Source organism: Fusobacterium sp. JB019 (assembly GCA_030673965.1).
GTDB lineage: Bacteria > Fusobacteriota > Fusobacteriia > Fusobacteriales > Fusobacteriaceae > Fusobacterium_B.
In genome coordinates this window covers 68,454-95,029 of record JAUTCN010000002.1, presented here as the reverse complement: position 1 = coordinate 95,029, position 26,576 = coordinate 68,454, and the positions used below count along the sequence as shown (strand labels likewise).

Annotated in this window: 25 protein-coding genes and 2 riboswitches; of the genes, 19 read left to right on the top strand and 6 right to left on the bottom strand. The window is 25.9% G+C overall.

Annotated elements, in window-relative coordinates; genetic code table 11:
- Positions 1-75 precede the first annotated feature (75 nt).
- The 3 genes from Q7K47_00685 to Q7K47_00675 are packed head-to-tail and all read left to right on the top strand — an operon-like array spanning position 76 to position 4,723.
- A complete protein-coding gene (locus tag Q7K47_00685; protein MDP0505718.1) occupies positions 76-1,071 on the top strand; it encodes a hypothetical protein in 996 nt (331 codons plus the stop codon).
- A gap of 60 nt (positions 1,072-1,131) precedes the next feature.
- Positions 1,132-2,427, top strand: coding sequence for a 3-phosphoshikimate 1-carboxyvinyltransferase (aroA, locus tag Q7K47_00680; GenBank protein MDP0505717.1), 1,296 nt, complete (start codon positions 1,132-1,134; stop codon positions 2,425-2,427).
- Complete coding sequence (locus Q7K47_00675; protein ID MDP0505716.1) at positions 2,420-4,723, top strand: patatin-like phospholipase family protein; 2,304 nt, start codon at positions 2,420-2,422, stop codon at positions 4,721-4,723. The genes aroA and Q7K47_00675 overlap by 8 nt, the downstream gene beginning before the upstream one ends.
- Before the next feature lie 26 nt (positions 4,724-4,749).
- Here the strand turns inward: Q7K47_00675 and Q7K47_00670 are convergent, their stop codons facing one another.
- Complete coding sequence (locus Q7K47_00670) at positions 4,750-5,205, bottom strand: hypothetical protein (GenBank protein MDP0505715.1); 456 nt, start codon at positions 5,203-5,205, stop codon at positions 4,750-4,752.
- Between the two features lie 142 nt (positions 5,206-5,347).
- Between Q7K47_00670 and Q7K47_00665 the strand changes: the two genes are divergently transcribed.
- From Q7K47_00665 to Q7K47_00590, 16 genes are all read left to right on the top strand, one after another.
- On the top strand, positions 5,348-7,468 hold the full coding sequence (locus Q7K47_00665; protein MDP0505714.1) for a penicillin-binding protein: 2,121 nt from the start codon (positions 5,348-5,350) through the stop codon (positions 7,466-7,468).
- Positions 7,465-9,783 carry a primosomal protein N' gene (gene priA, locus Q7K47_00660; GenBank protein ID MDP0505713.1) on the top strand — a complete coding sequence of 773 codons (2,319 nt, stop codon included), beginning with the start codon at positions 7,465-7,467 and terminating at the stop codon, positions 9,781-9,783. Before Q7K47_00665 ends, priA begins: the two co-directional genes overlap by 4 nt.
- 18 nt (positions 9,784-9,801) lie before the next feature.
- On the top strand, positions 9,802-10,308 hold the full coding sequence (gene def / locus Q7K47_00655) for a peptide deformylase (protein ID MDP0505712.1): 507 nt from the start codon (positions 9,802-9,804) through the stop codon (positions 10,306-10,308).
- A gap of 21 nt (positions 10,309-10,329) precedes the next feature.
- The gene (locus Q7K47_00650; GenBank protein MDP0505711.1) at positions 10,330-10,605 is read left to right on the top strand and encodes a septum formation initiator family protein; all 276 of its coding nucleotides are present in this window, start codon (positions 10,330-10,332) and stop codon (positions 10,603-10,605) included.
- A gap of 20 nt (positions 10,606-10,625) precedes the next feature.
- Positions 10,626-11,672 (top strand): class II fructose-bisphosphatase, encoded by a 1,047-nt coding sequence (glpX, locus tag Q7K47_00645; GenBank protein MDP0505710.1) that lies wholly within the window; start codon positions 10,626-10,628, stop codon positions 11,670-11,672.
- A 19-nt stretch (positions 11,673-11,691) separates the two neighbouring features.
- On the top strand, positions 11,692-12,186 hold the full coding sequence (locus tag Q7K47_00640) for a hypothetical protein (protein MDP0505709.1): 495 nt from the start codon (positions 11,692-11,694) through the stop codon (positions 12,184-12,186).
- A 10-nt stretch (positions 12,187-12,196) separates the two neighbouring features.
- Positions 12,197-13,030, top strand: coding sequence for an MBL fold metallo-hydrolase (locus Q7K47_00635; GenBank protein MDP0505708.1), 834 nt, complete (start codon positions 12,197-12,199; stop codon positions 13,028-13,030).
- Positions 13,031-13,040: 10 nt separating this feature from the next.
- Positions 13,041-13,811: a hypothetical protein gene (locus Q7K47_00630; GenBank protein MDP0505707.1), complete on the top strand. Its 771-nt coding sequence runs from the start codon at positions 13,041-13,043 to the stop codon at positions 13,809-13,811.
- A gap of 124 nt (positions 13,812-13,935) precedes the next feature.
- Positions 13,936-14,835 carry a phosphatidylserine decarboxylase gene (locus Q7K47_00625; protein MDP0505706.1) on the top strand — a complete coding sequence of 300 codons (900 nt, stop codon included), beginning with the start codon at positions 13,936-13,938 and terminating at the stop codon, positions 14,833-14,835.
- A gap of 9 nt (positions 14,836-14,844) precedes the next feature.
- Positions 14,845-15,234 carry a NusG domain II-containing protein gene (locus tag Q7K47_00620; protein MDP0505705.1) on the top strand — a complete coding sequence of 130 codons (390 nt, stop codon included), beginning with the start codon at positions 14,845-14,847 and terminating at the stop codon, positions 15,232-15,234.
- A 30-nt stretch (positions 15,235-15,264) separates the two neighbouring features.
- Positions 15,265-16,374 carry an AI-2E family transporter gene (locus tag Q7K47_00615; protein MDP0505704.1) on the top strand — a complete coding sequence of 370 codons (1,110 nt, stop codon included), beginning with the start codon at positions 15,265-15,267 and terminating at the stop codon, positions 16,372-16,374.
- Positions 16,374-17,507, top strand: a complete 1,134-nt coding sequence (locus Q7K47_00610; GenBank protein ID MDP0505703.1) for a class I SAM-dependent RNA methyltransferase — start codon at positions 16,374-16,376, stop codon at positions 17,505-17,507. The genes Q7K47_00615 and Q7K47_00610 overlap by 1 nt, the downstream gene beginning before the upstream one ends.
- A gap of 2 nt (positions 17,508-17,509) precedes the next feature.
- On the top strand, positions 17,510-18,139 hold the full coding sequence (locus Q7K47_00605) for a hypothetical protein (protein MDP0505702.1): 630 nt from the start codon (positions 17,510-17,512) through the stop codon (positions 18,137-18,139).
- Positions 18,140-18,153: 14 nt separating this feature from the next.
- The gene (locus Q7K47_00600; protein ID MDP0505701.1) at positions 18,154-18,819 is read left to right on the top strand and encodes a peptidylprolyl isomerase; all 666 of its coding nucleotides are present in this window, start codon (positions 18,154-18,156) and stop codon (positions 18,817-18,819) included.
- A gap of 148 nt (positions 18,820-18,967) precedes the next feature.
- Complete coding sequence (locus Q7K47_00595) at positions 18,968-19,294, top strand: cupin domain-containing protein (GenBank protein MDP0505700.1); 327 nt, start codon at positions 18,968-18,970, stop codon at positions 19,292-19,294.
- 15 nt (positions 19,295-19,309) lie between these two features.
- Entirely contained in the window at positions 19,310-19,642 is a 333-nt protein-coding gene (locus Q7K47_00590) for a cupin domain-containing protein (protein ID MDP0505699.1), read from the top strand.
- 50 nt (positions 19,643-19,692) lie between these two features.
- Here Q7K47_00590 and Q7K47_00585 read toward each other — a convergent pair whose 3' ends face one another.
- The 5 genes from Q7K47_00585 to Q7K47_00565 all read right to left on the bottom strand — a co-directional run bounded on the left by Q7K47_00585 (position 19,693) and on the right by Q7K47_00565 (position 26,177).
- Entirely contained in the window at positions 19,693-20,337 is a 645-nt protein-coding gene (locus tag Q7K47_00585; GenBank protein ID MDP0505698.1) for a hypothetical protein, read from the bottom strand.
- A gap of 19 nt (positions 20,338-20,356) precedes the next feature.
- Positions 20,357-20,908 carry a uracil-DNA glycosylase gene (locus Q7K47_00580; protein ID MDP0505697.1) on the bottom strand — a complete coding sequence of 184 codons (552 nt, stop codon included), beginning with the start codon at positions 20,906-20,908 and terminating at the stop codon, positions 20,357-20,359.
- Complete coding sequence (locus Q7K47_00575; GenBank protein ID MDP0505696.1) at positions 20,905-22,239, bottom strand: deoxyribodipyrimidine photo-lyase; 1,335 nt, start codon at positions 22,237-22,239, stop codon at positions 20,905-20,907. Before Q7K47_00575 ends, Q7K47_00580 begins: the two co-directional genes overlap by 4 nt.
- A 75-nt stretch (positions 22,240-22,314) precedes the next feature.
- Positions 22,315-24,141, bottom strand: coding sequence for a glutamine--fructose-6-phosphate transaminase (isomerizing) (gene glmS, locus Q7K47_00570; protein MDP0505695.1), 1,827 nt, complete (start codon positions 24,139-24,141; stop codon positions 22,315-22,317).
- Between the two features lie 371 nt (positions 24,142-24,512).
- Positions 24,513-26,177 (bottom strand): formate--tetrahydrofolate ligase, encoded by a 1,665-nt coding sequence (locus Q7K47_00565; protein MDP0505694.1) that lies wholly within the window; start codon positions 26,175-26,177, stop codon positions 24,513-24,515.
- 60 nt (positions 26,178-26,237) lie between these two features.
- Positions 26,238-26,316, bottom strand: a riboswitch (ZMP/ZTP riboswitch).
- A gap of 141 nt (positions 26,317-26,457) precedes the next feature.
- Positions 26,458-26,555, top strand: a riboswitch (purine riboswitch).
- Positions 26,556-26,576: the final 21 nt, after the last annotated feature.

Genomic DNA, 26,576 nt, shown 5'->3' with positions numbered 1-26,576 from the left:
ACTCCTTTCTTTTCTTTTAAGTTTTGATTAAAAATGATATAATTTACATATAACTTTCATTTAGGTGGTAAAACTATGAAAATAACAAATAAATTAAAAAAATTTAATCCTAATTTAGAAGATTTTTTATCTCAAGATATTCTAAATACTTTAGACATATTATACAACATTTCTCTAAAAGAAAATGAAAATATTTTTTTAGTGGGCGGAATTGTAAGAGATATAATAATAAAAAGAAATACTAAAGATATTGATATTGTTTATACTGGAAATATTTTTGATCTTGGAACTAACATATGTAGTTTATTTGATGTTAAATATTCTAGATTCAATGAAAAATTTTTAACTTTCAATATTCTTTTAAAAAATAATATTAATATTGATATTGCTGCTCCAAGAACTGAAATTTATTCTTATTCTGGAGCCCTACCAATTATTCAAAAATCTACTTTAAAAGAAGATTATATTAGAAGAGATTTTACTATTAATTCTTTGTACATAAAACTAGATACAAAATTGTCTTTAATAGATTTTTCAACTGGTCAATCTGATATTTCAAAGAAAAAAATAAAAATTTTACATGATAACAGTTTTATAGATGATCCCACTCGTATCTTAAGAGCTCTTAAATTTCTAAGTAGATATAATTATTCTCTTGAAACTAATACTGAGACTCTTTTAAAAAAAGGTCTTTCAAATAATTTACTTTTAAATATTTCTTCAGATAGATTTAAAAACGAATTATTCCAACTCTTTAAAGAAAAAAATAGAAAAGAGATTATTTCCAATATAATTAAATATGACATTTTTTCGTGTTTTGATACAAAAAGTTTTAAAATAACCAGAGAAGAAAATATTTCTAAATATTTTGAAATAATATTCACTTCAAAAAATGAAATATTTTGTAAAAATACAAAACACATGAAAAAAGAAAATATATTATTATTTTTATTTTTTATTGAAAATAATTCTGAAAAAATAGAAGAAATTTTAAAATATTTTAATTTTTCTAAAAAAAGTATCAAATTTTTAATAACATTAAAAGAATTTTTTAACTCTACCTTTAACTAAGTAGCAAAAAATGATATAATATATTGTGAAATAAAATAATACAGAGGAGTTGAATAAAAAATGAAGGAATATCTAGTAAAACCAAATTGTAATTTTTTTGCTGAAGTTGATATACCAGGTTCTAAATCTATCACTAGTAGAGCTTTAATATTAGCCTCTCTTTCTGAAAATCCAGTAATCTTAAAAAATCCACTTTTCAGTGATGATACTTTACATATGATTGAGTGTCTGATGAAGCTAGGAAATAAAATTATGATTTCTGAAGATAAACGTTTCATAAAAATAATAGGTAATAAAAAAAGAGAGTTTGGTAAGAAAACTTTATATGTTGGAAATGCAGGAACTGTTATGAGATTTTTATTAGCCTACATTGCAACAGGTACAGGAGAAATAATTTTAGAAGGTTCTTCAAGAATGAATCTTAGACCTATTCAAGAGCTTGTAGATAGTTTAAGAGATCTTGGAATAAAAATAGAATATCTTAAAGAATCCGGATTTCCACCTTTAAGAATAACTTCTACCAAAACTAAAAAAAGTGTTGTAAAAGTTTCTGGAGCAAATAGTAGTCAGTATCTTTCGGCTATTTTACTTTCTGCAACCTGTTTTAACCACGATACTGAAATTATCACTACAAACAAAATAATTTCTAAATCTTATGTTGACACAACTATTAATATGATTGAAGATTTCGGAGCAGAAATTGAAAAAACTGACAATGGATTCCTTGTTAAAAAAGGAAAATATAATAATGTTAAAGGATATGTTATAGAAGGAGATATGTCTTCTGCATCTTATTTTTTAGCTGCTGCATTAATTACAAACAGTACAATAAAACTAAATAATTTCTTTGAAGATAGTATTCAAGGAGATTCTAAAATTTTAAATATTTTACAAGGTGTAGGTTTAGAGATAATTGATAGAGATGATAATTCTATTACTGTAAAAGGATGTGAGTCTTATCCTGGATTCTCTTTAGATTTAAATGCAACACCTGATTTAGTATCTACTCTTGCAACGGTAGCTCTTTTTGCAAACACACCTTCAGAATTATATAATGTGGCTAATCTTAGAATTAAAGAATCAGATAGATTATTTGCTATAAGAACTGAAATTAAAAATATAAATGGTAGTGCTACTGAATTTAAAGATGGTTTAAAAATAATTCCAAAAGAAACTAAACATTATACTGGTTGCTCTATAGAAACTTATAACGATCATAGAATAGCTATGAGTTTTGCTCTTGTTGGATTAAGAATACCTGATATAATTATTACAAATGCAACTTGTGTTAATAAAACATTCCCTGGATTCTTCAAAGAATTTGAAAATTTATATGCTGGAGGAATAAATGAATAAATTTTTTGTTTTTTGTCTTTGCATACTATCTTTTAATTTTTCTTTTGGAAATACAAATCTTTCTAAGGAAGATATAGAAATATTAAAATTAGAAAAACAAATAAAAATATTAAATAATAAAATTAACATTTTAAAAAAATCTAAAAAAAGCAAAAGCTTTAACAACAATACTAAGGTAGCCTTAGTATTAAGCGGAGGAGGAGCTAAAGGTTTTGCTCATATAGGAGCTTTAAAAGTTCTAGAAAAAAACAATATTAAAATCGATTATATTGTCGGGTCAAGCATTGGAGCCCTAGTTGGATCCATGTATTCAATAGGTTATACCCCTGAAGAAATAGAAGATTATTTATTAAATTTTGATTGGAATGATTCTTTTAACAAAGATAATCCCAACAGAACAGATATTCCTTTAGAAGAAAGACTAAGCAATAACAAATATGCTTTTTCTGTAAAATATGATTCTAACTTTAACTTTTATTTTCCTAAAAGCTTAAAAAATAGTCAAAAAAATTATTTACAATTAAAGGAAATCTTTAAAAGAGTAGATAATATCAAAAATTTTGATGATTTACCTATTCCAATTAGAATAGTTGCTACAAATTTAGATACAGGAGAAACAAAAGCATTTAAAGAAGGAGATTTAGCTAAAGCAGTACTTGCAAGTACTGCCATTCCATCAATTTTCCCTTCTGTTAAAATCGACGGATATCACTATGTTGATGCTCTTGTTACTCGAAATTTTCCTGTTGAAAATGCTATAAATATGGGAGCTACTAAAATAATTGGTGTTAATGTAGGTGCTTATATCAGTAAAAAAACTAAAGAAAAATATAATATTGTGACTACCGCTGAACAAATCTTATCTATACAAAGTGCTTCTAGTACTGAATTTCAAAAGAAATTAGCTACTATTTTAATAGAACCTAAGCTTTCTGAATATTCTAGTACTGATTACAAAGACGCTAAAAAAATTGTAAAACTTGGAATTGAAGCTACAGAAAATAAAATCAAAGCTTTAAATTCATTACCTAAAAACCATAATAAAATTATCAATAAATATAAAGTTAGTGATGAAAAAATATTAATACAAAAGGCTAATATATATGGATTAACTAATCCTTATAAAATAGCAATTGTTAAAAATATTTTAAACTCTTATAAGGATAGAGATTTAAAAACATCAGACTTAAATAGATTATCCATGAGACTTTATGGGCTTGATTTTGTAGATAAAGTTTTTTATTCTCAAAATAAAAATGTACTTAACTTATATATTGAAAAAAGTCCTAGTAATACTTTAGGTGTTACTTTCAATTACAGAAGCAACTACTATACTAAATTAAAAATTGCTACTGATTTAAAATCTTTTGGTAAATTTGGATCTAACTCAAATATTTATTTGAAAGCAGGAGACTATCTAGGGTTAGGTATCCAAAATTTATTTTATTATGGCCTTGATAATAAATTCGGATTAAGTGTAGGATTAAATTATGACGAGTCACCTTTATTTTTATATAATAAAGGTCATAGAGAAGCTACATTTAAAAATAAAACTATTAACTTTGATATGAATATAAACACGCATTTAAAAAATGAAATTCTTGTTTCTTACGGAATTGCTATAAAAACAAAAGACTTAAATAACTCCATTGGTAGTTCTAACTACGAAGATATACTTAATTCTAATGTGGATAATTATGGACAAGGATATCTTAAATTTTTATGGGATAAGGCTGATGCTATCTATTATCCTAAAAAAGGATTTATTGGTGAAGCTTCTTATTTCTGGGGAGGAGGATTTGAAAAAAATTCTTCAGATTTTTTTGGAAGTACATTAAATTTATCTAATTTTATTCCTTTAAATAAAAAGGCTTCTATTTTAGCTTCACTTTCTATGTCTAGTATTGAAGGAAATAATATTCCTATTGATGAATATCTAAAACTTGGCGGGAATTTTACTAACTTAAATAAAAAAGAATTTTCTTTTACAGGTTACAACCCTCAAGAAAAGTTTTTAGAAGATCTAGTCTTATTTAAAATAGGATTACAGTATGAATTTGTTCCTAATTTATTTTTAACTGGAGAATATAATATTGCAACCTTTAAAGAATATAACTATTTTAATAACACTTTAACTACAGAAAAAAAACAAGAACTTTGGGATGATTATCTTCAAGGTTTTGGTATCAGCTTAGGATATTTATCTCCTGTTGGACCTATTAGTCTTTCTGTTTCTCATAATGATAATAGAAAAGAATTTATTTATCAACTTAGTATTGGATATATAATAGACTAAAAAAAAAGAGGAATTTTCCTCTTTTTTTAGTCTATTATATAATCATTCAATTTATCAGTTCTTTCTAAACTTACTACTGGAGAATACATTTCATTTAAAAAATCTAATATCACAGGAGAAATATTTGTTGTTCTTCCTGTTAAAATTGTTTCAATAGGAAAAATAGTATCTTGTGGAAAATTAATAAAAATAGCAATCATTAAATCTTCATTAATCTCGTCTAAATATTCTCTTTGTTCTTTTTTTAATTCCATTACTTCTTTTTTAAGTTTAGGATCTTCTATATCTTTATAATCTAGATTAAATATATCTAAAATATATTTATCTGGTAAATTATCATACTTTTCTTTCAATCTTTCATTATAAATTTTAGCCTTATTATAATTTTCAAAAACATAATCTGTATCAATAACCTTAAATAATTCTTTAGAATAAGTTATAGTTGTAAGTAAAAGCATAGTTAAAACTGTCAATCTCTTCATAACCCCTCCTTCAATATAACCCATTATATAATATTTAAAATAATTATGCTAGTTTAGTTTTTAATAAATTTTTAAGAAAAAATGTATAAATATAGCTAGAATTTGATATAATATATATGAAAACTAAAAGGAGACTAATAAATTGATTGATAAAAAAACCTTAAAACTATTATTACTTATTATAAATGCAATTTGCATTATACTATTTTTCTATTCTAAGAATTTCTTTCTACTTACCTGTAGTATTTTCTTTTTAATCTACTTTCTATGGATATTTAGAAAATGGAAGAATGTTAAAACAACTAATAAATTTAGATTAAGAGCTCTTGCAAGCACAGATATCATTCTTTTTCTAATTTTAATTTTGACTCTTAGATTAGTAAAAGTTCAAATATTTGACATGAATAAATACCGAGAAGTTGTTGAAAATCAAATTGAAGGATTCTATAAATTAACAGGTAAAAGGGGTAAAATATTTGATAGAAATGGTAAAGAACTTGCCTATAACTTAAAAACTTATAACCTTTATGTTGATCCTTTAAGAGTTTTCAGAAATGAAGATTCTAAAAAAGCTATCAACGAAATTTTTAAAACTTTTAAAATAAATAAAAATTATAACTCTTATATTTCAAGAGTTATTAAAGAAGGAAAAAATGGCAGAAGATACAAACCTTTAACTAAAGGATTAAGTGAAAATGAGAAAATTAAATTAGATAAAATATTAAAAAAACATCATATTTTCAAAAAAGAAATTTTTACTAAAGAAAATAATTTAAGAAGATATTATAGTCTAGAAAACTATCAAACAACTATTGGTAGACTTGGTTATTCTAATCAACAAAAAAAATATATTGGAGTTTTTGGATTAGAAAGATATTATAATAGTTATTTAAAAGAGGAAAGTATCATTAAAAAAAGTATCTTTGCTAAAAATAGAAAATTGATTTTACCTATGGCAAAGGAAGAAATGAATGTTAATTTAGATGGTAAAAATCTTGTGTTAACTATAGACAACGACATTCAATATATCTTAAACGATGAAATGAAGAAAAAATTTGAAGAAACAAAGTCTGAAGAAGCTTATGGTATCATCATTAATCCTAATAATGGAGAAATTTTAGCTCTCTCTAGTTTGAGAAGATATAATAAAGCACTTAGAAATGGGGTTTTCCAAAATCAAATGGAACCTGGTTCAATCTTTAAACCTATCGTTATGTCTGCAGCTTTAAATGATGGATATATAAATAAAAAAAGTAAGTTTGATATTAAAAATGGTAAATTAACGAAATATAACCATACTATAAAAGAAGCTAGTAGAAGAACTAAGGGAATTTTAACGCTAAAAGAAATTTTAGCTAAATCTAGTAATGTTGCTATGGTAATGATTAGTGATTTATTTTCAAATGAAAAAATGGAAGAATATTTAAGAAGTTATGGCTTTTATGATAAGACAAATATTGATTTTCCTTTTGAAAAAAAACCATACACTACCCCTTCTTACAAATGGGATGGACTTAAGAAAAACACAATTGCTTTTGGACAGGGAGTTGCTGTAACCCCTATACAAATGGTAACTGCTTTTTCAGCCATAGTTAATGGAGGAACTTTATATCAGCCTTTTCTTGTTAAAAAAATAACTGATAAAAATGGAATTGTTATTAGAAGAAATCTTCCTAAAATTAAAGGACATCCTATAGATAAAGATACTTCAGCTTATATGAGAGAACTTTTAGAAAATGTTGTTAATAATGGAGGAGGTAAACACGCTAAACTTAATGGATATAGAATCGGGGGTAAAACAGGTACTGCTCAAATAAGTGGAGGTAAAACTGGTTACCTTAAAGAAGATTTCTTAACTTCCTTTGTAGGATTTTTCCCTGCCAATAAACCTGAGTATGTTGGTTTTATTACTTTTTATAAACCTGAAGTTAAAAGAAAATATGGTGGAATTGTAGCTGCTCCAGTATTTAAGGAAGTAATCAAAAGAATTACAATGAACAAAGAAATTTTATCAAGTGAAATTGAAAAAATAGATATTGCAAATGAAGATTTTCATAATTTAGAGTTATCTGTAAAGGATACTCTTCAATTTATGCCTGATTTAAATGGATTAACCCCAAGAGAAGCTATTAGCATGTTTAAAAATACTAATATTAATTTTAATATTAAAGGAACTGGATTAATACAAAAATATTCACCTGAAAAAGGTACTGATTTAAAAAATATAAAAACTGTTAATTTAATACTGGGAGGTAAAAGATGAAGTATTTTAAATTATATGTAGATAATACTAATGATTTTTTTACCTACGCTGATGAACAAGATCAATTTAAAATAGGAGATAGAGTTGCTGTAAATTTTAGAAATAGAGAAAGAGGAGCTATTATTATTAAAGAAGAAAGTGAAACCAATTTTTCTTTTAAAATTCTCCCAATCAAAAGAAAATTAGAAAACGAAATTTCTTTTGATAAAAAATATATTGAATTACTTTTATGGATTAAAGACTATTATATGTGTTCTTTTCAACAAGTTTTTCTAGCTGCTTTACCTGGAAATATTAAAATCCAATATCATGAATTTTATAAACTTTTAGATAATAACACTTCTAATATGAAATTAGAAAATAATATTACTAACTATTTCCATACTAAAGAAAAAGTTACAAAAGCAACTTTAAGAAAATATTTTAGTAACCAGGAAATTAATTCCTTTTTAGAAAAAAATCTCTTAATAAAAACTAATAAAAATACTTTATCTTTTAATTTTAAAAAAGATATTATTCCTTTAAATTTAAATTCTGATGAAATTATAATTTTTAATAAAATGAAATCTTATTTTTCGGAAAAATTAAAAATTTCTAAAAAACATTTAGAAGATAAATTTACAAAAAAAGAAATTGATAAAGCTATTAAAGAAAAAAATATTGAACTTTTAAAAATTATAAAATCAAGATCTTTAACAGAACATGAAACTGAAAAGCAAGAAATTGTTGAGAACATAACTTTAAATGAAGAACAAGAAAAAGCTTATAATGAAATTGCTAGTTCAAAGGATTTATATTATCTAATAAAAGGAATTACTGGAAGTGGGAAAACAGAAATATATATTAAACTAATTAGAGAAGCCTTAAAAAAAGGCTATGGTAGTATATTTTTAGTTCCTGAAATATCTCTTACTCCTCAAATGGTAAGCAGATTTAAAAAAGAATTTAAAGAGGGAATTGCTATTTTACATAGTAAAATGACTAATAAAGAAAGAGAAGAAGAATGGCTTTCTATAAATAGTGGAGATAAAAAAATCGTTTTAGGTGTTCGTTCTGCTATCTTTGCTCCAGTTAAAAATCTAAAATATATAATAATCGATGAAGAACATGAAGCTAGCTATAAGCAAGATACTAATCCTAGATATAATGCTAAATTAGTTGCTCTAAGAAGAGGATTTATAGAAAAATGTAAAGTTGTTTTAGGATCTGCAACTCCTTCAATTGAAAATTATTTTTATTCCCAAATAAAAAATTTCAAACTTATCTCTTTAGAAAAAAGATTTAATAATGCCTTTCTTCCTGAAATTGAAATAGTAGATATGAAGGAAGAAACTGATAATTTTTTCAGTAAAGCATTATTAAAAAATATAAGAGAAACTATATTAAGAGGAGAACAAGTTATCTTGCTTCTAAATAGAAAAGGTTATTCTACTATGATACAATGCAAAGAGTGTGGTCATATTGAAGAATGTGAACATTGTTCTATAAAATTAAGTTACTACAGCACTACTAAAAAATTAAAATGTAATTACTGTGGTAGAGAAAAAACATTTAATGGAATTTGTAGTAATTGCGGCAGTAAAAACTTGACTTTAGGAGGAAAAGGAACTGAACAAGTTGAAGAAAAATTAAAAGAATATTTTTCTGTTCCCATGATAAGAGTTGATTCTGAAAGCGCTAAAGAAAAAAATTTCTATAAAAAAACTTATTTTGATTTTTTAGACAAAAAATATGATATAATGATAGGTACGCAGATGATTGCTAAGGGGCTACATTTTCCTAATGTAACTTTAGTAGGAGTAATAAATTCTGATGTAATCTTAAGCTTTCCTGATTTTAGAGCTACTGAAAAAACTTATCAACTTATAACTCAGGTAGCTGGAAGAGCTGGAAGAGGAAATAAAAAAGGTAAAGTTATTATTCAAACTTATCAACCAGAAAATTATGTTATGGAAAAAATAAAAAATAATGACTATGAAGGATTTTATAAAGAAGAAATTGAAAGTAGAGAACTACTTGAATATCCTCCTTTCTCTAAAATTTTGAATATTGGAATATCCTCTAAAGATGAAAATATTTTAAATGAAGTTTCTAAAAATTTGTGTAACAAAATCTTTAGAAACTATGTGGAAGTTTTTGGTCCAAACAAAAGCTTAGTTTATAAAGTCAAAGATAGGTACAGACAAAATATTTTTATAAAGGGTAGTAAACCAAATATTACTCGTTTTAAAAATGAACTTAAAATTATTCTTAATGATTTTGATTCTAAAAATTGCAGAATAATTATCGATGTTGACCCTATCAATCTTATATAATAAAAGGAGTGTTAAAAAGTGATATATGAAATTAGAACTTATGGCGATCCATGCCTAAGTGATGTAAACCAATTAATCGTGGATATTGATGACAATATAAAACAATTATTAGATGACATGCTTGAAACTATGTATAAAACTAATGGTGTTGGTCTTGCTGCACCTCAAATTGGAATCAACAAACAATTATTTGTAATTGATATTGGAGATGGTCCTAGAAAAATTATTAATCCTGAAATTCTTGAAATGTCAGAAGAATGTAATGATTCTGATGAAGGATGTTTAAGTGTTCCTGGTATTTATAAAAAAGTTAAAAGAGCTGACAAAATTAAAGTTAAGTATTTAAATGAAAATGGAGATACTATAGAAGAAGAAATGGAAGGTTTCTTAGCTAAAGCTTTCCAACATGAAAATGACCATTTAAATGGTGTTTTATTTGTTGATAGAATTTCTCCTCTAAGCAGAAGAATGATATCAAAAAAATTACAACTTCTAAAAAAAGCTAGATTAAAAAATAAAAAATAATTATTTAAAGGATGTTAATTTATGAAAAATGGTTATGGTAAAGTTTTAATTATATTGATGGTACTAACAATAAATTCAAGTTTTTTCCCAAAAATACATAGAAGCTTTATAAAAACAAGTAAATTAAGCGTTAATTTATCTAATTTAAAAAAACAAAAAAAAGATATTTTAGAATCTATCAACACATATAAAGAGAAAACAAAAAATTTAAAAAAAGAATATTATAAAGAAGAAATAGCTAGAAATTATCTTAAAATGGTTAAACCAGGAGAAAAAATTTATAAAGTTATTAAATAATTCAAGGAGGATATAAATTAATGAAGAGAGATTTAGCACTAGATTTTGCTAGAGTAACAGAGGCAGCAGCTTTAGCCGCTCAAAAATGGGTAGGAAGAGGAGATAAAAACTTAGCTGATGATGCAGCTGTTCAAGCTATGAGAAATGTTTTAAACAGAGTTAAAATCGATGGTGAAATAGTTATAGGAGAAGGAGAAATTGATGAAGCTCCTATGTTATACATTGGTGAAAAAGTAGGTTTAAAATATAATTCTAAAAAAATTGAAGATTTTAGAGAGGAAGATTTAGAGCCAGTTGATATTGCTGTTGATCCAATCGAAGGAACTAGAATGACAGCTCAAGGTCAACCTAATGCAATAGTTGTACTTGCAGCTGCTAAAAAAGGACATTTCTTAAAAGCTCCTGATATGTATATGGAAAAAATTGTTGTTGGTCCTGAAGCAAAGGGATGTATTGATATCGACGATTCTTTAGAAAATAATATTAGAAACGTAGCAAAAGCTCTTGGAAAAAATGTAGAAGATTTAATGGTTGCCGTTTTAGAAAAACCTAGACATAAAAAAGTTATAGAAAGAATTAGAGACTTAGGTGCAAAAATGTATGTTTTCCCTGATGGAGATGTTGCAACTTCTATTTTAACTTGTATGGTTGACTCTGATGTTGACATGATGTACGGTATTGGAGGAGCTCCTGAAGGTGTAGTTTCTGCTGGAGTTATAAGAGCTTTAGGTGGAGATATGCAAGCTAAGCTTGTTCTTAGAAGTGATGTTAAAGGTTCTGATGACAAGAATGATAAAATATCTGAAGATGAAAATAGAAGATGTATTGAAGCTGGAGTTGAAGTTAACAAAAAATTAACTTTAGAAGAACTTGTAAGTACAGATGAAATCGTTTTCTCAGGAACTGGAATTACTGATGGAGATTTAATAACTGGAGTAAAAAGAAAAGGAAACATAGCTAGAACTCAAACTTTATTAGTTAGAGGAAGTAGTAAAACTATAAGATATATTAACTCTATTCATAACCTTGATTTTAAAGATTCACATTTAGATGAAATTATAAAATAAATTTTTAGGAGGAAGTTATATGCTATTCTATGAAGAACTAATAAAAAAAGTAGATGGTAATATTGAGGCTGTGGGAAAAGAAAAATTTTCCTTAGAACTTAATAAAAGCTTAATCTGGTTAGGAACTGGAATTCCTTTCTTTGTTATAGGAATCATGCAAATATATATATCTACTTTAGGCAAGGAGTCCTTAACAAAGGATTTAGTTTTAGGGATTGTTTTACTATTTATAGGATTTAGACATATTAGAATGTACCTTAGCTATAAAATAACTTTAGACTTTGATAAAAATTTATTAATTAGCAAAGGTATTAACCTTTCTTTTTCAAATGTTAAAACTTGTACTTTAAAAGAACAAGCTTTAGGAAAAAAAAGAAAATTACAAACAACTTTAGATGTTATTACAAAGGATAAAAAACAAATTATCATTCCACTAATGATGAATAAAAAAGTTAAATTTTTAAATCTTTTAAAATCAAAATTAGGCAATAGATTTTTAATTGAAAACAAATAAAGAGGTGACTATGAGCATAGCAATAACTACAATGATAGAAAATGATAAAATGATAAATTCTGATCTTGAAAATGAATTTGGATTATCTTTATACATTGAAGATGAAGAAATTAAGTTACTTTTAGATACAGGAAAGACTGGATTATTTTTAAAAAATGCTAAAAATTTAAATATTGATTTAAAAAATCTTAAACATTTAGTTTTAAGTCATAGCCATTTTGACCATACTGGTGGAGTTAAATCATTAATTGAAAAAGTTAATCCAGATTTTAACCTTTATATTAATCCTAACTTTTTTAATAAAAAATATAAAACTGTTGATAATGTTGAAACTTTTATAGGAAATGATTTTGATGAAAAATATCTACTAAATAAAAATGTAAATATTATCAAATTATCAAAAGATACTCTTAAACTTTCTAAAAGAATAACATTATTTACAAATTTTAAAAACGTTACATCATTTGAACCTGATAATAGTAGATATATTTTAAAGGATAACGGTATTAATAGAGTAGATCCTATGGAAGATGAAGTTGTTATAGGTATAGATACTCCTAAAGGATATCTAATAGTTTGTGGTTGCTCTCATATTGGTATTGCTAATATTGTTGAGAAAATAAAAAAAGAAACTCATAAAAAAATCTATGGAATTGTTGGAGGTCTTCATTTATCTAGGGCAAATCAAGAAAGAATAGATAAAACCATTGAATATATTAAAGAAAATAATATCCAATTTTTAGGAACTTCCCACTGCACTGGAAATGATTTTATAAATGAGTTAAAAAAACAAAATTTAAATTATATTTCTAATAACACAGGAAATAAACTTATTTTTGATTAAAGGAAAGAATATGAAAAATGCATTTGAAAAATATAATATTTTCATTCCTAAAATCGATATAACTGAATTTGATACAGAAGATATTTCTAAGGTTTTAACTTATAAAATTGGGAAAATTATTCCTATAGTTTTAAAAGATTTAGATGATAATATCAATGCTAATAATCAATTTAATGTTCAAAGAATATCTTTAATTTTTAAGGGAAAAAAAGATAAAAGAGAAACCCATAAAATGAAAAATTATATTAAAGAACATATGGATAAATATGATGAGAATAATTTTGATTTATTAAGAATATTAAAAGATATTTTAGAAAATATAGTTCATGATATGCTTTATTATAATAAAGATACTTTACGTAAAAATGAATTTTTTAATACTCTAAACAATTTAAATGGGGCTAAATATATTTTTGTTGTGGGAGTTATTTGTATTGAAGAATATTTTCTAGAAAAATATGGTTATATTAAGAATGGAAAATATCTAGAACTAGTTCTTAAAATAAAAAAAGAACTAAGAAAAGAAATTAGAGGAATTTACAAGGGGTTAAAAGAAGGTATTTATAATGAAACTGAAATAAACTCAATGTTTAGAGCTCTAATAAAAACAAGAATTAAAGGTTATATAGAAGATAACGAGTCTCTTGAAAAAGAACTAGAATTTGAAAAAGATTTATATAAAATATGCAATGAAGAAAGTTTAGAAAAATATATTTATAATCTTATTGATTTTTCCAGAACAAAAGCTACAAGTCAACCTCGTTTATTTTCTTTATCTTAAAAAGAATTTAGGTTCTTTTAACTTAAATAGTTGAAAGAACCTTATTTTTTATTAAAAAACAAATAATTATTATTTTAATATGCTATAATATTTAGTATAGATAATTTAAATTTAGGAGTGATGTATGAAATTTGAAAAAATAAAATACAAAAACAGAATAACTGATGAGATATTAACTGAAGAAGTTCCTGGGGAACACTTTCTTAAGTTTTTATACTACAATCCATTTGGAAAGTTAGCTTTAAACTTAGTTGTTAAAAGAAAGTTTTTGTCTAGTTTATATGGTAAAAAAATGGACTCAAAGAAATCAGTTAATTTAATAAAAGAGTTTGTAGAAAATTATAATATAAACATGAATGAATCTATTAAACAAGTTGATGAATTTAATTCCTTTAATGATTTTTTTATTAGAAAATTAAAACCAGAAGCTAGAAAAATTGATTTTTCTAAAAATACTTTAGTTAGTCCTTCTGATGGTAAAATTTTTGCCTTAGAACGTATAAATGATAGTTCTAAATTTTTCCTAAAGGGAGATGAATTTAGTTTAGGTGAATTTTTTAAAGATGACAAACTTGCTAAAAAATATTTCAGCGGAACTATGCTTATAATTAGACTAGCTCCTGTTGATTATCATAGATATCATTTCCCATGTGATGGTAAAATTTTACCTAGCAAATTAATCAAAGGAAACTATTTTTCTGTTTCTCCCCATGCAATAAGACAAAATTTTAGAATATTTTGTGAAAATAAAAGAGAATTTTCTATCTTAAAATCTAAAAATTTCGGAGATATTTGCATAGCTGAAATTGGAGCTACTATGGTTGGAGGAATAGTTCAATCTTATAAATCTAATTCTCTAGTTAAAAAAGGAGATGAAAAAGGTTATTTCTATTTTGGAGGTTCTACAGTTATTCTTTTAATTGAAAAAAATAAAGTTATTATTGATGAAGATATCCTAGAAAATAGTAAAAAAGGACTTGAAACTCAAATTAAAATGGGTGAAAAAATAGGAATTAATATTTAGGAGAATCTCATGAGAAGAAAACCTTGCTATTTTAAAAAATTTGATTTAATTATATATTTATTGATTATTTCTATTTTTTCTTTTGGAATTAATTATGCTCTTTCTTTAGAAGTTAAAAAAGGAAATAAAGTAGAAATATATGTAAATAATGATCTTAAATATGTTTATCCTTTACAAAAAAATAAAAAGACTTATTTTATCAACACAGATTTAGGAGGAGTTGATGTGGAATTTATAGATATGAAGGTTAGAGTAACCTCTTCTAATTCCCCTTTGAAAATATGTGTTAAACAAGGCTTTATTTCTAAATCAGGACAAACTATAATTGGTATTCCTGACAAACTTCTCCTTAAAATAACAGGAGAATCTGAAGAAGAATTAGACGGAATTGCTAGATAAAATTTTATTTTAAAGGAGATGAAACATCACATGAAAATAAAAAAATTAATGCCTATTTTTTTACTTGGAGTTTTTATTGTAATCGTTCAAACATTATTTCAAAATACTTCATCTTTAACTAATATTTTTGGAATTACAATAAATTACATAAGACCTTTTATTTACGCAATTTTTATTGCAATAATTATAGATCCTATGGTAGAATTTATAGAGAAAAAATTGAAACTTTCAAAAACTATTTCTCTTTTTATTTCTGTACTTATTATTGTAATCTTATTCATAGGAGTAATATTTTTAATAGTACCTAGTATCATTGATAGTTTTAAAGAAATTTCTAATCAAATGCCTATGTTCCAAAGAAAATTTATAGATTATCTTGAAAGACTTTTGGCATTTTTAAAAGAAAAAAATCTTTTAATTATGAATATTAATGAAGTAGAAAATACTATTGAAGATTTTTTCATTAAAAATATATCTAACATTAAAGATTTTTTATTATCCTTTGGTTTAAATATAATTGATTTAATTATGGAAACTTTTATATTTTTACTTGGAGGATTTATTGCTATGTACTTTATTCTTGAAAAATTTTATTTTATAGACTTTATTAAAAAAATTCTTTTCTTAATATTTGATAAAGAAAAATCTGAAAAGGGTTTTATTTTCTTAATACAGTGTAAAAATATATTTTTAAAGTATTTACAAGGTCGTACTATTGTTTCAGTTGCTGTAGGAGTTATTGCCTATATTGTTATGGTTATTTTTGATGTTCCTTATGCTTCGATCAATGCTGTTATGCTAGGAGTAGGAAATATGATTCCTTATTTTGGATCTTTAGTAGCTGGAACTATTGCTTTTATTTTAGTAGTCTTAATTGATCCAATCAAAGTTTTTTATGTCTTTTTAGCTATCTTTATAGCTCAAATGGCAGATGGTTATGTTATTGGCCCTAAAATATTAGGAGAAAGTGTTGGACTTAGTTCATTTTGGATTATAGCTTCTATTATTGTTATGGGAAATGTTATGGGAACTTTAGGAATGTTCTTAGGGGTTCCTTTATTTGCGATTTTAAAATTAATTTATACAAATTTAATGAAGAAAAAAGAAAAACAAGTTAATTTATATACCGAGGAGGATTAATGAAAGAATATACAATAATTGCATCATCTACAATGGGACTTGAAAGCATTGTAAGAGATGAATGTAAGGAGTTAGGTTTCAAAGAAATTCAAACTTTTAATGGAAAAGTTGAATTCAAAGGAACTTTAAAAGACGTTGTAAAAGCTAATCTTTATTTAAGATGTGCTGATAGAGTATTTATAAAAATGGGTGAGTTTAAAGCCTTTACTTTTGAAGAATTATTTCAACATGTAAAAAAAATAAACTGGAGTGAGTTCATTGAAAAAGACGGAGAATTTCCTATTAGTTGGGTAAGCTCTGTTAAATGTACATTATTTTCTAAATCAGATATTCAAAGAATATGTAAAAAAGCTATGGTTGAAAACTTAAAAGATGTCTATCATATTGACTACTTTCCTGAAACTGGAGCTAAATTTAGAATAAAAATTCAAGGAAACAAAGATATTTTTAATATTATGATTGATACATCAGGAGAAGGACTTCATAGAAGAGGTTATAGAAATTTAATAAATGAAGCTCCTTTAAAAGAAACTATGGCTGCTGCTCTTGTTAGATTAACAAGATGGAAGGGTGGAGAAAGAGCATTTATAGATCCAATGTGTGGTACAGGAACTATTGCCATTGAAGCTGCTATGATTGCTAGAAATATTGCTCCTGGAGCAAATAGAAATTTTGCTGGAGAAGAATGGAAAATTATCCCAAGAGATTTATGGATTAATGCTAGAGATGAAGCTTTTTCAAATGAAGATTTAGATAAAGAAGTTCGAATCTATGCTTCTGATATAGATCCAGAAACTATCAAAATTGCTATCGAAAATGCTGAAAAAGCTGGAGTTGAAGATGATATTCTTTTTGAAACTAAAAACTTCCTAGAACTAGAAGCTCCTACTGAAAAAGGTTGTATTGTTTCTAATCCTCCTTATGGAGAAAGACTTCTAAACGATGAAAAAGTAGAAAGATTATACGGACTTCTTGGAGATGTTTGTCTTAGAAGATTCCCTAAATGGTCTTATTATATAATTACATCTTATAAAAATTTCCAAGAATCTTTTGGGAAAAAAGCTACTAAAAATAGAAAACTTTATAATGGTGGAATCGAATGCCATTATTATCAATATTATGGAGTGAAATAATTATGAATAGAAAATATTTTGTTAAATTTTCTTTAGAAGCTATTTTACAAGTTTTAAAAAAATATGATTTAGAACTAAAACTTGCTGAAAAAGAAAATAATGAGGAAAAAATTAAATTATTAAAAGAAGAAATTATCCCTAAATATGATAGACTTTATTTTGGATTAAAAAATACTAATTTCGATGAAAAAGATGACAAAGAAATTAATGGAATTGAAAAAACTATTAATGATATTTTAGAAAAAAATGAAATTTCAAGAGAGTATGTTGAACAATGTGAAGAAAAAAGAGAAGATTTAGAAGGAAATTCTGGAGCTGAAGTTACTAAAAATTTATTTCTTTATACAATTAGAAATCTAGAAAAGAAAAAAGGAAACATCTATGATAAATTAAACCCTATAATAGAAAGAGAAAAGCAATTGGAAGCTGAATGGAAAGAATGTATTCAATATGAAGATGAAATGAAAGTTGCTGCTGATATTGTAGAAGTAAGAGAAGAAAAAAGAAACTTACAAGAACAGTTAGATCATGTAGATTTTTTAATTAACCAAATTAGATATGATTTAGATTGTGGTTGGAAATATGAAATCTTTGGAACTATTTCTAAGGAAGAACTTAAAAAAAATATTTAATGGAGGGGAATTAAATGAGTAATATTATAAAATACATGTCCACTTTTTTAGGTATACTTGTGGTATTTTTACTTGCTAAAACATTTTACATCAAACTAAAAGGTGGAAGTAATAAAATAAATATTAATACGGAGGTTAAATTAATGAAAAATGTTCATTTAAGCGCAAAAATTATAACTGATAAAGGGGAAATAAATATTAACTTATTCCCTGAAGCTGCTCCTTTTACTGTTTTAAACTTTGTACATTTATCAAAAATTGGGTACTATGATAATTTAAAGTTTCATAGAGTTATTCCTGATTTCATGATTCAAGGAGGAGACCCTGAAGGAACTGGTGCTGGAGGACCTGGTTACCAATTTGGTGATGAATTTAAAGAAGGAATTGTTTTTGATAAACCTGGACTTTTAGCTATGGCTAATGCTGGAAAAAATACTAACGGTTCTCAATTCTTCATAACTCACGTGGAAACTCCATGGCTTAACTATAAGCATACTATCTTTGGAGAAGTTGTTAGTGAAGAAGATCAAAAAATTGTAAACTTAGTTAAACAAGGAGACGTTATTAAAACAATAGAAATAATCGGAAATACTGATTCTCTTTATACAGATGATGTAAAAGAAACTGTTGAACAAATTAACTCTGCTTTAAAAGGAAGATTTCCTAACTTAAAATATTAATAATTAATAGAATACAATATTAAGCTTTTAAAAGAGTAGAAATTAAAATTTCTGCTCTTTTTTTATTACTTTATTTAATTTTGTTGCCTAAGCAACAGAAATCTTATTATAATTACACTATAATTAAAACATAATTAAGGAGGTATCTATGAATGGACTTAAAAATTTACCAATAAAAAATCCTAAAAAATTAAAAGAATTAATTCATTATGAAAAAAAACAAGTTATTAGTATGTCTCTTTCTGATAGTGATCATTCCAACATTATGCTTTTTAGTTTTGCAGATGGGGAAATTCTAGAAGAAGAAAAATATTCTTCTAACACCTTATATCTATCAGTTGAAGGTGAAGTAATTATAAAGCAAAAAGATAAAACACAAATCTTAAAAGAAGGAGAACTTTTAATGATTCTTGCAAACAATTTTCATGAAATTAGTGGAAAAGGATCTTTTAAACTTTTACAAATAAATATTTAATTATGGAGGTATATAATGGGATTAGTAAAGAATTTAGAAAAAGGAAAAGCTTTTGAAATAAATAATTTAATAAAATATAGTGAGGGTAAAGTAGCAAGTTTAAACTTAGTACAAAAATCAGGATTAAACTTAACTGTTATTTCCTTTGATAAAGGAGAAGGACTTAGTGCTCATACTGCTTCTGGAGATGCAATAGCTTTAATCTTAGAAGGAGAAGCTAAGATAACAATAGATGGAGTGGTTAACATAGTAAGAGAAGGAGAAGGAATTCTTATGCCTGCTGGATTGCCACATTCATTAAAAGCTTTAACAAAATTTAAAATGTGGTTAACTGTTGTTAAAGAATAATTTTAAATTAATTTTATAATATAACAGCACGACTAACATCGTGCTGTTTTTTATTGATTTATTAAAACTTCTAACATTTCATCACTTGGATTTATAATTGGTATTGATAAATTTTTCTTAACGGATTCTATTATATAAGGAAAATGAGTACACCCTAGTACTAGAGCCTCTGCTCCCATAGATGAAAAACTATCTAACAATTTTTTTATTTTAAAATCATTATATATTTTTTCTTGCTTTTCTCCTGTTTCTATTGCCACAACTAATGGAAGAATACCTGCCCCTATAATCATACACTCTGGATTATTTTTAAGAATTATTCCTTCAATTGAAGCTAAACTTTTACATCCTGAAGCTATTACACTTAAACATTTATAATCATTTAAACTCTTCTCATATATATCTAAAGGAGTAATAATTTTAGTTAATATTTTTTTTCTTGCATACTCAAGATTTATTGCTCCACTTAAAGAATTACAATTTACAAATATCCCTTCTGCTCCCTTGTCAACCATTTCATTACATATTTCTATGAAATTTTCAGTTAAACCTTCAGGATCAAATATTTGCATATGAGCCTGCTTTTCAGCACTATCACTGCAGAATCTTCCAATTGTTTTATGACCCTTTTCTTTAATATAATCCACTCCCATTTTTGTATCTATTGGAGTTCCTGCTATTACCCCTATTACCATAATAATCCCCCCTTTTTATTTATATTAAACTATCTAATTTTTCTCTTATTTTTTTTAAATCTTCCCATGAATCTCTTTTTTTACTAGGATCATATAAAAGAGCTGCTGGATGATAAGTTCCTATTATCCAAAAATCTCCTCTTTTAATCCATTGACCATGTTCTCTTGTTATTCTAAAGTTTGGATTGATTATTCTTGTAGCTGCAACTCTTCCTAAACAAACTAAAATTTTAGGTTTAATAATTCTAACCTGATTACGAAGGTATTCAATACAAGCTTCTTTTTCTTCAGGAAATGGATCTCTATTTTTAGGAGGATGACATTTTACTATATTTGCTATATAAATATCCTCTCTTTTTAAATCAATTGCTTTTAACATTTTATCTAAAAGATGACCTGCCTCCCCAACAAAAACTCTTCCTGATAAATCCTCTTGTTTTCCAGGACCTTCTCCTATAAACATAATTTTAGCATTAGGGTTACCGTTTCCAAAAACCATTTTATTTCTAGTTTTAGATAAATTACACTTATGGCATTTCATACATTGTTCTTTTAAGTTTTGTAAGTTCATTTTTCCTCCCTAAGCTTTAAAATATTATTTATTCTAGAAATATATAAATCCATATTAAACTTTCTATTTAAACCATTTGAATTCATATATCTAATTTTTCCAAATATACTTCTTTCCTTCCAGGCCCTATCATGCTTTCCAAAACACCAAGCTACTCCTGTATAAGAATTAGGATCCCTTCCATCATAAAAGTATTTATTATTTAAGTATAGCATATTTTCATAAGCTTCTCTAGGAGATTTGCTCCATTCTATTATTTTTTTTCCCCAATACATTCTCATATAATTATTCATAAAGCCAGTATAAACCATCTCTTTTTGAGCTGCATTCCAATATATATCATGAGTTTTAAAATTTTCAAGCTCATCTAAAGAATATAAGAACTCTCTTTCATCATTTAAATGTTTTTCTAAAGTATCATAGGCCCAATTATAAGTTATTCCTAACCAATTGTCATAATTATCATTATAATATACAAAATTAAAAGCTAATTCTCTTCTTATTAATAGCTCTTCTAAGAAAATATTTTTTTGTTCCTCATAATTTTTAATTTTTTTTATTTTATTATATATATTTCTTGGAGAAATTTGACCAAAATGTAAATACGGTGATAACTTTGAAGAATATTCATTTTCTGGGGAAGATTTATCATAATTTTTTAAATTCTCTTTTATAAAATAATCTAATCTTTTTATAGCTTCCTCTTCTCCTCCAATAAAATTACCATCTAATAATATTTTTTTCTTTGGTAATATTTCATCAGCTTTATTTTTTATTCCTTTTAAAGCCTGAAATTCATGATTATATTTTTTATAAAAAAATTCACTATTTATTTCATTTAATAATTTACTATATTTTAATCTTAGAGTCCTTGCACTATACTCTTCTTTTTTAGATACTTCTTCTATTGGAATTAAAAGATTATCTTCAATTTCTACAATATTGCAATCTATAATTTTACTTAAGTTTTCCCTTTGAGATTTTTGAAGTTTTAAATAACCCTTATCCCAAACTAGATATCTTGCACCTTTACATACCTTTTTTATATTTTTTTCTAAATTTCCATCTAATATAATTAATTCTATTCCTCTTTTTAATAAATTTTTTTTTACATCTAATAAGCCTTGAAGCATAAAATCAAAATGTCTTTTTTGAGCTTGTGGATAATTTTTAATATAATTAAAAAAAACATAGATAGGTACCTTATATTCATTTGCTAATCCTATAGAATATTCTAGAGCATAATTATCATTAGCTCTCTGAGATTCTTGCATCCAATAAACAATATAACCTTTATCCATGTCTTTATTTTCTTTTATTATTTTTATCATAAACTCACCCCTATTTTAAAATATATAAAATTGACTCCCTTAAAATTAAGAGAGTCAAGTAAGTAATATTTGTTTTTATTCAACTGTAACTGATTTAGCTAAGTTTCTAGGTTTATCTACATCTAATCCTTTTCCTACTGCTGTATAATAAGCTAATAATTGCATTGGAATTGCTGCTAATTCTGGAGTTAATAATTCTCCGTTATCATCTATTGTAATCACATCGTCTGCAACATCAATAACCTCTTTATGATCTTTTTTTGTTATAGCAATTACATATGCTCCTCTAGCTCTTACTTCTTTTATATTTGAAGCTACTTTTTCAACCATTTTATCTTGAGTAGATACAACTACAACCATAGTTCCATCTTCTATTAGAGCAATCGGTCCATGTTTTAGTTCCCCTGCAGGGAAAGATTCTGTATGAACATAACTAACTTCTTTCATTTTTAAAGATCCTTCTTTAGCTATTTTATCATCAATTCCTCTTCCTAAATAGAATCCATTTTTTCTATCTTTTATTTTTTCAGCTATAGCTTTTATTTTTTCCTTTGTTTCTAATACTCTTCCTATATTTTCTGATAATTTATATGCATCATCTAAATATTTTTGACATTCCTCATTATTAATTTTTCCTGAATTCATGGCAAAATATAAAGACATTAAGTACATTGTTACTGCTTGAGTAGTATAAGCCTTAGTTGATGCAACTGCAATTTCTGCTCCTGCTAATGTATATATAACCTCATCAGCTTCTCTTGAAATTGTAGATCCTAAAACATTTGTAACTGCTAGAGTTGTTGCTCCTTTTTCTTTAGCTAGCTTCATCGCCATAAGGGTATCTAAAGTTTCTCCTGATTGACTTAAGAATATTGCTAGTGTATTTTCATCTACAAATGGATCGTTATATCTATATTCAGAAGCTATATCTATATATGTTTTAAGTCCATTTATCTTTTTAAAGAAATATGATCCTTGAAGTCCTGCATAATAAGCAGTTCCACAAGCAACTATATGTATTTCTTTTATTTTATCAAAATCTATATTTTCAAAAGATTTTCCAAAATTAATCTTTCCTTCAATGTCAATATATGAAGATAAAGTTTTTTCAACTGCAGCTGGCTGCTCTTCTATTTCCTTTATCATAAAATGTGGATATCCATTTTTAGTTGCTTGTTCCATATCCCATTCAATTTTTGTTATTTCTTTATCTATAACTTCTTTTTTATCATTATAAACTGTTACTTTTCCTTCTTCTAATAAAGCTGCTTCACCATTATCTAAAAACATAACATCTCTAGTATATTTTAATATTGCTGGAACATCTGAAGCAATAAAATTCTTTTCCTTTGATAATCCTATTATTAAAGGACTTTCTTTTCTTGCACATATTATTTTTCCAGGGTGATCCTTATGAATTATTCCAAATGCATAAGATCCTCTTATTCTTTCCTTTAATTTATAAAAAGTCTCAACTAAATCTCCAGTATAAAGTTCTGAAAATAATTGTGCTACAACTTCTGTATCTGTATCTGAATGGAAAATATACCCTTTTTCTATTAATTCTTCTTTTAATGAAGCAAAATTTTCTATAATTCCATTATGAACAACTGCAACTTTTCCATCATTACTTAAATGAGGATGAGCATTGTTATCAGTTGGTACTCCGTGAGTAGCCCATCTTGTATGACCTATTCCAACTTTTGAATGATGATGATCATTTTCTAAAGCATCTGCTAAATTTGATAATTTTCCACTTTTCTTTTCTATAAATATTTGTCCGTCTTCAACTACAGCTAATCCTGCAGAATCATAACCTCTATATTCTAATTTACTAAGTCCTTCTAAAATTACCTCTACTGCTTTTTCATCATTTCCTACATATCCTACTATACCACACATAATATTCCTCCTATATTTTTTTAAATTTACATTATTTTTCCGTAACAAAAAAATAGTATTGCTACTTTAATAATGTGTTATTTAGGAGAATGTTACGATTATTTCCTTTGTCCTATAAATCACTTCATAGTTTTAAAAAATAATGGTTGTAACCACCTCTAGAGCATCCGCCGAATACTTTCGATAACCCTAGTCCTCGTCAACTTACTTTCATGTAAGTTCTGGCGCTATTTAATATTTTCTCCGTTTCAATAAATTATACCATAATTATTAAACTTTTCAAAACATTTTTTCTTGAAACAAAAGGAAATAAAAAAAGATAGAAATCATTAAATTTCTATCTTTTTTATTTCAAATTGAAATATTATTTTTTAAAATAATCCTGTAATCTTTCCATCATCATCAATATCAATTAATTCTGCAGCTGGTTTTTTAGGTAATCCTGGCATATCGATTATGTTTCCTGCCATTGCAATTATAAATCCTGCTCCTGCAGCTATTTTAACTTCATTAATAGTTACTGTAAAATCTTTAGGTCTTCCTAATAATTTAGCATTATCTGATATAGATTTTTGAGTCTTAGACACACAAATTGGAAGATTATTATATCCATTTTCCTCTATTAATTTAAGTGTCTTTTTAGCTTTTAATGAAAATTCAACTCCATCTCCACCATAAATTTCTTTAACTATAGTTTCTATTTTTTCTGCTGGAGTTTTTTCTAAATCATATATAGGAGAATATTCTTCTTTATTATTTTCTATTTCAGAAACAACTAATTTAGCTAAAGCTTCTCCTCCTTGTCCACCTTTTTCCCATACGTCGCATAAAGCAACCTTAACATTATGTTTTTCACATCTTTCTATTATTAATTTAAACTCTTCTTCTGTATCACTTAAAAATCTATTCATTGCAACAACAACTGGTAGATTATATTTTTTCATATTTTCTATATGTTTGTCTAAATTTTCTAATCCCTTTGATAAAGCTTCTAAATCCTCAACTCCTAAGTCTTTAGCTCCACCGTGATGTTTTAATGCTCTTACTGTTGCAACTAAAACTACACATTTAGGTGATAAGTTTGCTTGTCTACATTTTATATCTAAGAATTTTTCAGCACCTAAATCTGCTGCAAAACCTGCTTCTGTTATAGCATAATCACTTAATTTTAATGCCATTTTAGTAGCTAAAACTGAATTACATCCATGAGCAATATTAGCAAATGGTCCTCCATGAATTAAAACAGGAGTATTTTCTAAAGTTTGAACTAAATTTGGTTTTATAGCTTCTTTTAAAAGTGCAGCTACTGCTCCAGTTATTTTTAATTGAGAAATAGTTAAAGGTTTTCCATTTACATCATAGGCAAATATTATTCTTCCTATTCTTTCTTTTAAGTCTTTTAACGAATTAGCTAAACAAAGAGAAGCCATAATTTCTGATGCAACAGTTATTTGATATGAATTTTCTCTAGGAATTCCTGAAGCTTTTCCTCCAAGACCTATTACAGTATTTCTAAGAGCTCTATCATTCATATCCACTACTCTTTTCCAAGTTATCTTAGTTATATCTATATTTAATTCATTTCCAAATTTTAAATGATTATCTATTATTGCTGATACTAAGTTATGAGCAACTCCAATAGCATGAAGATCCCCTGTAAAATGTAAGTTTATATCTTCCATTGGAATAACTTGAGAATAACCTCCACCAGTTGCTCCTCCTTTTATTCCAAAAACAGGTCCTAAAGAAGGTTCTCTTAAAGCTGCCATTGAACTATATCCTAGTTTATTCAAAGCTTGAGTAAGACCAACACTTACTGTTGATTTCCCTTCTCCAGCTGGTGTTGGAGTTATCGCAGTAACTAAAACTAAGTTACCATCCTTTTTACTTTCTAAATCTTTCAATAAACTTAAATCTATCTTAGCCTTATATTTCCCATATTGATCGTACTTTTCTTCTGGTATACCTGCCTTTTTCGCAATTTCATTAATATTTAAAATATTTGCTTCTTGAGCTATTTGTATATCTGTCTTCACAAAAACCTCCTCATAATGTCATTATTTATTGTACAAAAAAAACCAACTCTAACTAGGCTTTCTTTGTGCCCAGACGGTCGGCTGTAAAACATTATACTCCCTGTGGTCAATTCCACTTCCGTCAGTCGTATAATTAAAATAAATACTATCATAATTATTTTTGGTTGTCAATATTTCACACAATTTATTTTCTAAAAAAACACCTTTTATTCATCATGTAAATTTATCCTTGACAAAAACATAATTTTAATTTATTATGTACCTATCATGAATTAATGATATTAAATTAATATTTAACAACCGTATAAGCCCTTAATATGGTAGGGCGTTTCTACATGCTACCTTAAATAGTATACTATGGCCTGTTTTTTTAGTTTTATAGGCCTGTAATTTTTACAG